The 7,858-nt window shown below is 51.2% G+C and carries 3 protein-coding genes; 2 read left to right on the plus strand and 1 reads right to left on the minus strand.

The features are described 5' to 3' along the window. Window positions 1-80 precede the first annotated feature (80 nt). Window positions 81-1,247 carry a 2-isopropylmalate synthase gene (locus BUE76_RS10025; protein ID WP_073042146.1) on the minus strand — a complete coding sequence of 389 codons (1,167 nt, stop codon included), beginning with the start codon at window positions 1,245-1,247 and terminating at the stop codon, window positions 81-83. A gap of 300 nt (window positions 1,248-1,547) precedes the next feature. Here BUE76_RS10025 and BUE76_RS10030 point away from each other — a divergent pair, with 300 nt between their 5' ends. Both BUE76_RS10030 and rpoC read left to right on the plus strand, forming a co-directional pair. Beyond that, entirely contained in the window at window positions 1,548-3,101 is a 1,554-nt protein-coding gene (locus BUE76_RS10030) for a hypothetical protein (RefSeq protein WP_073042144.1), read from the plus strand. 328 nt (window positions 3,102-3,429) lie between these two features. Beyond that, on the plus strand, window positions 3,430-7,719 hold the full coding sequence (gene rpoC, locus BUE76_RS10035) for a DNA-directed RNA polymerase subunit beta' (protein ID WP_073042143.1): 4,290 nt from the start codon (window positions 3,430-3,432) through the stop codon (window positions 7,717-7,719). The last annotated feature ends 139 nt before the right edge of the window (window positions 7,720-7,858 follow it).

A 7,858-nucleotide genomic window follows, 5' to 3' on the forward strand; every position in this document is an offset into this window, starting at 1 on the left:
TGATTATCGCTGATCGCTGATGTTTTGATCTCGGATTTTACAGATCAGGGATCCACACATCCGAAATCAGCGATCTGGGATCACGCCACCACTGCTTCTTTCTGATAGCTCTTGCTCAGTTGCACCAGGTCGTCTTCCAGCACTTCCTTTTTGGCATCTGCCACTTTCAGGAACTCCTGGTACAGTACGTCGATATCGTTGCGGGTGTATTGAAAACCTAGTTTCTGCAGGCGGTGCGCCAGAGCGCTGCGGCCGCTGCGGGCGGTGAGAACGATTTTGCTTTCTTCTGCACCTACTTCTACGGGGTTGATGATTTCGTAGGTCTGTGCATCTTTCAGGAAGCCGTCCTGGTGGATACCCGAAGAGTGCGAGAAGGCGTTGGCGCCAACAATGGCTTTATTAGGCTGCACCGGCATGCGCATGGTTTCGGAAACCAGGCGGCTCAGCGGGTTCAGCATTTTGGCATTTACATCGGTGTAAAGGCCCAAATGGTGTTGCTTCAGGATCATCACCACTTCTTCCAAAGCGGTATTGCCGGCACGTTCGCCAAGACCGTTGATGGTGCACTCGATTTGACGGGCACCGGCCACAACGCCAGCGATGGAGTTGGCCGTGGCCAAACCTAGGTCGTTGTGGCAATGACAGGAGAGTACCGCTTTATCAACATTGGGTACTTTGTTGATGAGATAAGCGATTTTTTCTCCGTACTGATGGGGCAAACAATAGCCAGTCGTGTCTGGGATATTAACGGTAGTGGCGCCGGCTTTGATGACGGCTTCTACTACCCGGGCTAAATATTCATTGTCGGTGCGGCCGGCGTCTTCGGCATAAAACTCCACGTCGTCGGTGAAGTTGCGGGCCCATTTTACCGCCTGTATGGCACGCTCCAGTATTTCTTCGCGGGTGGCGTTGAACTTGCTTTTGATGTGGAAATCGGAAGTTCCGATACCGGTATGAATGCGGCGGCGTGCCGCGGGCTTCAGGGCCTCGGCGGCTACTTCAATATCTTTTTGCACCGCACGGCTGAGGCCGCAGATGGTGGCGTTCTTGATGGTTTTGGCAATCTGGTTTACCGACTCAAAATCGCCAGGCGAAGAGATGGGAAAACCAGCTTCGATGATGTCTACGCCCAAGCTTTCCAGCTGGAGTGCCAGTTCGATTTTTTCCTTTGTATTGAGTTTGCAGCCGGGTACTTGCTCGCCGTCGCGCAGGGTAGTGTCGAAGATGTAGACTTTGCTATCTGACATAAGATATGGTCTTTAAGGTGCCGGAGCGGAGGGTAAAAAAGTGCCTGATTGTTTAGATCAGGCCCGTGTATCAAAACCCTAAGACTTCCAGCTTTTTGACCGCCTTGCGGCGTTAAAAGAAAGGGCAGGCTGGTATTAACGATTGCTTGCTTATTTTGAGGAACAGCCCGCCCTGATTCAAATGTAGATCAGCCTTTTCCCCCTTTTTTGCCAAAATATGGGGTAAATTACACTGCATAAAAAGCAGCCTTTTAGGGCTAAACCCTTACCAGGCAAGGGTTTGAGGAAAATTGAATTACGATGCCCAACCGTTCTACCGACGCTTTATTTCAACTAATCCGCTCCCTGCAAAAAGGGGAAAAGCGCAACTTTAAGTTGTATGCCACCCGCAATTCGTCGAACGATGAACTGAAGGTGATCCAGTTGTTTGATGCACTTGATAAGATGGCGGAGTACGATGAAGCGGTGTTATTGAAGAAAGCACCTTCCATTTCCAAACAACAGCTTTCCAACACCAAGGCGCTTTTATATAAACAAATACTGGCATCCCTGCGCCTGCTGGACAACGGCGCTGATATCGACATCCAACTCCACGAGCAACTGGACTATGCCCGCATTTTGTATAAAAAAGGTTTGTACCACCAAAGCCTGCGCCTGCTGGACCGGATCAAGGAAACTGCAAAGGCCCACAACCAGGTAACGGTGCTGGTGCAGGTAATTGCCCTGGAAAAAAAGATAGAGTCACTGCACATTACCCGCAGCATGCAGGACCGCGCCGACCAACTCACCAACGAGGCCAATGCGGTGAACGGCCGCCTGCTGATGATCACGCAGCTTTCTAACCTGGCCCTGCAGATGTACAGTTGGTATATCCAAAACGGGCATACCCGCAACGAGGCGGAGGAAATTGTTTTGAAAGATTATTTTCAAAAGCACCTGCCTAAAGATGCCCCTGCTAAGGCTAACGGCTTTTATGAAAAATTGTATTTATATCAGAGCTATTGCTGGTATGCCTTCATCCGCCACGACTTCCTGATGTATTACCGCTACACCCAGAAGTGGGTGGACCTCTTTCATGCGGAGCCTTTTATGATCGAGATTGATACGGCTAATTACATTAAGGGCATGCATAACCTGCTGAGTGCACATTTTGATACCCACAACTACAGCAAGTTCCGAGAGGTGCTCACCCAGTTTGAAAGCTTTGCCGATAGCAAGACCGTGGCCGCATCGGAGAATACCCGCATCCAGGTTTTTATCTACCTCAACATCGGCCGTATCAACAAGCATTTCATGTGCGGTACTTTCCGTGAGGGAGTGCAGCTGGTACCGGAGATTGAAGCCAAACTGGATGAATATCATTTATACCTGGACCGTCATCGGATCCTTGTTTTCTATTACAAGTTTGCATCCCTCTACTTTGGTTGTGCCCAGTACGAGCAAGCCATCGATTACCTGAATAAGATCATCAACTGGAAAACCGACCTGCGTTCCGACCTGCAGTGTTATGCCCGCCTGCTCCACCTGATTGCCCATTACGAATTGGGTAACTACGATATTCTGGAATACCTGATGAAATCGGTATACCGCTTTATGGCCAAGATGGAAAACCTGACGAAAGTGGAGGAGGAGATGATGCGGTTTTTGCGGAAGTCGCTGCAATTGTCGCGTTTCCAGGTAAAAGTGGAATTTAAGAAGCTGCTGGAAAAACTCCGCGGACTGGAGCATAATAAATACGAGACCCGGGCCTTTCTTTACTTAGATATAATTTCCTGGTTGGAAAGCAAGATCCGCAACGTGGCCGTGATGGATGTGATCCGGGAGCGGTTTTTAAAGGAAACGCAAACGGCTTAGGAGCTTCAAACTGCTAGCCACAAGCTGCAAGTAGGAAAAGCCCAACGGCTGTTTCCTTGTAGCTTGCGGCTCGAAGCTTGTAGCTTTCCCTCCCATCCCCAACAAAGCGTTAATTCCCAACCTAAAAACGAGGTGGATAAATATTCCCTTCATTTCCCTTACCTTTGCCGTCTTAATTTAGGTATATTGGCCCTATTGTCGACAGCTGAATCACTTAAATTACTGGTTATCAAAAGAAATTAAACTGCCCATGAGGCGGTCCAGGCCTTGCTTTGCAAGGCAATTTTTGTTGGTAACAAGAAAAACCGTAAAAATTACCGATTAATATATGGCGCTAAAAAAAGACAATCGTCCGAAAGCAACGTTTTCGAAGATTACGATCGGACTGGCTTCGCCTGACTCTATCCTCGAGAAGAGCTTCGGCGAGGTGCTCAAGCCTGAGACCATCAACTACCGGACTTACAAGCCGGAGCGTGACGGTCTGTTTTGCGAGCGCATTTTTGGTCCCGTAAAGGACTATGAATGTGCCTGCGGCAAATACAAGCGCATCCGCTACAAAGGCATCGTATGCGACCGCTGCGGTGTTGAAGTAACGGAGAAGAAAGTACGCCGGGAGCGCATGGGCCACATCAAGCTGGTGGTGCCCGTGGTGCACATCTGGTACTTCAAAAGCCTGCCCAACAAGATTGGTTACCTGCTGGGCGTAAGCTCCAAGAAACTGGAAAGCATTGTTTACTACGAGCGCTTCGTGGTAATTCAAGCCGGCCTGCGTGCCGAAAAAGGCCAGAACTACGGCGACCTGCTTACAGAAGAAGAATACCTCGACATCCTGGACACCCTGCCTAAGGACAACCAGTACCTGCCCGACGAGGACCCCAATAAATTCATCGCCAAGATGGGTGCCGAGGCCGTGCATGATATGCTGGCCCGCATCGACCTCGACCAGCTCTCCTTCGACCTGCGAAACGCCGCCGCTACAGAGACTTCTCAGCAGCGTAAGGCCGACGCTCTGAAGCGCCTGAGCGTGGTGGAATCTTTCCGCGATGCCAATACCCGCATCACCAATCGCCCCGAGTGGATGGTAATGCAGTATATCCCCGTTATCCCACCCGAACTGCGTCCCCTGGTTCCTCTGGATGGTGGCCGTTTTGCGTCTTCCGACCTGAACGACCTGTACCGCCGGGTGATCATCCGCAACAACCGCCTGAAGCGTTTGTTGGAGATCAAGGCCCCCGAGGTGATCCTGCGTAACGAAAAGCGTATGCTGCAGGAAGCCGTGGACAGCCTGTTCGACAACAGCCGTAAATCCAACGCCGTAAAAGCTGAAGGTGGCCGCGCCCTGAAATCCCTTTCCGACGTACTGAAAGGTAAGCAAGGCCGTTTCCGTCAGAACCTGCTGGGTAAGCGTGTTGACTACTCCGGTCGTTCGGTAATTGTGGTAGGTCCCGAGCTGAAACTGCACGAGTGCGGTCTGCCCAAGGACATGGCCGCCGAGCTGTTCAAGCCGTTTATCATCCGTAAGCTCATTGAGCGCGGTATCGTAAAGACGGTGAAATCTGCCCGCAAACTGGTTGACAAGAAAGAAGCTGTTATCTGGGATATCCTGGAAAACATCCTGAAAGGTCACCCTGTAATGCTCAACCGTGCCCCTACGCTGCACCGTCTTTCTATCCAGGCTTTCCAGCCCCGACTGATTGAAGGTAAAGCCATCCAGCTGCACCCCCTCGTTACTTCGGCCTTCAACGCCGACTTTGACGGTGACCAGATGGCCGTGCACGTTCCCCTCAGCCACGCTGCCGTACTGGAAGCGCAACTGCTGATGCTGGCATCGCACAACATCCTGAACCCCCAAAACGGTACCCCCATCACCCTGCCTTCGCAGGACATGGTACTCGGTCTGTATTATATTTCCAAAGGCAAGAAATCAACTCCTGAATTAACGGTTCGCGGTGAAGGCAAAGCTTTCTACAGCGCCGAAGAGGTGATCATTGCCTACAACGAAGGCCGCATCGACCTGCACGCCCACATCCGCGTAAAAGCCAATGTGCGTGAGAACGATCAGCTGGTAAACAAACTGATCGAAACTACTGTAGGCCGCGTACTGTTCAACCAGCACGTACCTTACGAAGTGGGTTATGTAAACGCCCTGCTCACCAAGAAGAACCTGCGTGAGATCATCGGCGACATCATCCGCATCACCAACATTCCCAAAACGGCCAAGTTCCTTGACGATATCAAGCAGCTCGGTTTCCGTATGGCATATGCCGGTGGTTTGTCGTTCTCGATCAATGACCTGATCATCCCTGAAATCAAAACCGAACTGCTGGACAATGCGAAGGCAGAAGTGGAAGAGGTTTGGGAGAACTACAACATGGGTCTGATCACCAACAACGAACGCTACAACCAGATCGTTGACATTTGGTCGCGTGTGGATACCCGTCTGACCGAAACCCTGATCCGCGAACTGGCTACCGACAAGCAAGGCTTCAACTCGGTATACATGATGTTGGATTCGGGTGCCCGTGGTTCCAAGCAGCAAATCAAACAGCTGGCTGGTATCCGGGGTCTGATGGCAAAGCCCCGTAAGAGCGGTTCTTCGGGTTCGGAGATCATCGAAAACCCGATCCTCTCCAACTTCAAAGGCGGTCTGAACGTATTGGATTACTTCATCTCCACCCACGGTGCCCGTAAGGGTCTGGCGGATACGGCCCTGAAAACGGCCGATGCCGGTTACCTCACCCGCCGTCTGGTAGACGTTGCCCAGGATGTGGTAATTGCCGACGACGACTGCGGTACCCTGCGTGGTATTGCTACTTCGGCATTAAAGGATAACGAAGACATCATCGAACCCCTGAGCGACCGTATTGAAGGCCGCACATCGGTACACGATATCTTCAACCCCATTACCGATGAACTGATCGTTAATGCCGGTCAGGAAATTACACCTGAGATCGCTCAAAAGATCGAAGAAGCAGGTATCGAAACTGTAGAGATCCGTTCCGTACTGGCCTGCGAAAGCAAGCGTGGTACCTGCGTGAAGTGCTATGGTAAGAACCTGGCCACCGGTTATACAGCGCAGCGTGGTGATGCCGTAGGTATCATCGCTGCACAATCGATCGGTGAACCTGGTACCCAGCTGACCCTCCGTACCTTCCACGTGGGTGGTGTGGCCGGTTCTGCAGCGGTAGAATCTACCATGCTGGCCAAATTCGACGGTACCCTCCAGTTCGATGGCCTGCGTACCGTAACTGTCCTCAACAACGAAGGCGACAAGGTACAGGTGGTAATCGGCCGTACAGGTGAGATCCGCAACATGGACGTGAAGAACGACCGTTTGCTGAACGTAATGAACATCCCCTACGGTGCTACACTTGCCGTTAAAGATGGCCAGACTGTACAGAAGGGCCAGGTGATCTGTACCTGGGATCCGTTCAACAACGTGATCATCGCCGAGATCGATGGTGAACTGAAATACGAAAACGTTATCGATGGCGTAACCTTCCGGGAAGAGTCGGACGAACAGACCGGCCACCGCGAGAAAGTGGTTATCGAAACCCGTGATAAAACAAAGATTCCTTCTATCATCGTAGAAGGTAAGGATCGCAAGAGCTATAACCTGCCTACCGGTTCGCACATTGTTGTGGACGAAAACGAGCAGGTGAAAGCTGGTACCGTTATCGTGAAGATCCCCCGTGTACTGGGTAAGCTTCGTGATATTACCGGTGGTCTGCCCCGTGTAACCGAACTGTTTGAAGCACGTAACCCTTCCAACCCTGCCATCGTATCTGAGATCGACGGTGTGGTAACCATGGGTGCTGTAAAACGCGGTAACCGTGAGATCATCATCGAAGCGAAAGATGGTGTTACCAAGAAATACCTGGTGCCCCTGACCCGCCAGATCCTGGCGCAGGATGGTGACTTTGTAAAAGCTGGTAACGCGCTTTCCGACGGCCAGACTTCTCCGCAGGATATCCTTTCTATTCAAGGTCCCTTCGCCGTACAGCAGTACGTAGTGAACGAGATCCAGGAAGTTTATCGCTTGCAGGGTGTAAAGATCAACGACAAGCACATTGAAGTGATCGTACGCCAGATGATGCGTAAGGTTTCGATCCAGGATCCCGGCGATACCCGCTTCCTGGAAGAAGACCTGACCGACAAGTTTGAGTTCCTTGAGGAGAACGATTATATCTACGACAAGAAGGTGGTAACCGAGCCTGGTGATTCGACCAAACTCCGTGCCGGCCAGATTGTAACGTTGCGTGAGCTGCGTGAAGAGAACTCGATCCTCCGCCGTGGCGATAAGCGCCTGGTAGAGTACCGCGATGCACAACCTGCCACTTCGTCGCCCACACTGCTGGGTATCACCAAGGCTTCACTGGGTACCCAAAGCTGGATTTCGGCTGCGTCGTTCCAGGAAACTACCAAGGTGCTGTCTTCGGCAGCCATCATGGGTAAAGCCGACGAAATGCTGGGTCTGAAGGAGAACGTGATCACCGGTCACCCAATCCCTGCAGGTACGGGTCTGCGCGAGTTCGACAACGTGATCGTAGGTTCGAAAGAAGAATACGAACTGTTGCAAACTACCCGCGAGGTGATGACTTTCGACGAAGAAGAATAACCACAGATTTGCAAGAGTTTATAATGATTAGTAAAAAGAACCCCGCCGGTTGGCGGGGTTCTTTTTTATCAAAGAGTCTAGAACGTGTCTTAAAATAGGTTTCTAATTGGTAAGAAGTTTGGAGTTGTCTTGGAAACAA

The organism is Cnuella takakiae (genome assembly GCF_001953305.1).
GTDB classification, from domain to species: Bacteria; Bacteroidota; Bacteroidia; order Chitinophagales; family Chitinophagaceae; genus Flavisolibacter; species Flavisolibacter takakiae.

What these genes read in the sequence shown, in the direction of transcription:
- BUE76_RS10025 (WP_073042146.1), bottom strand. Translation starts at nt 1,247, where the DNA reads ATGTCAGATAGCAAAGTCTACATCTTCGACACTACCCTGCGCGACGGC.
- BUE76_RS10030 (WP_073042144.1), top strand. Translation starts at nt 1,548, where the DNA reads ATGCCCAACCGTTCTACCGACGCTTTATTTCAACTAATCCGCTCCCTG.
- rpoC (WP_073042143.1), top strand. Translation starts at nt 3,430, where the DNA reads ATGGCGCTAAAAAAAGACAATCGTCCGAAAGCAACGTTTTCGAAGATT.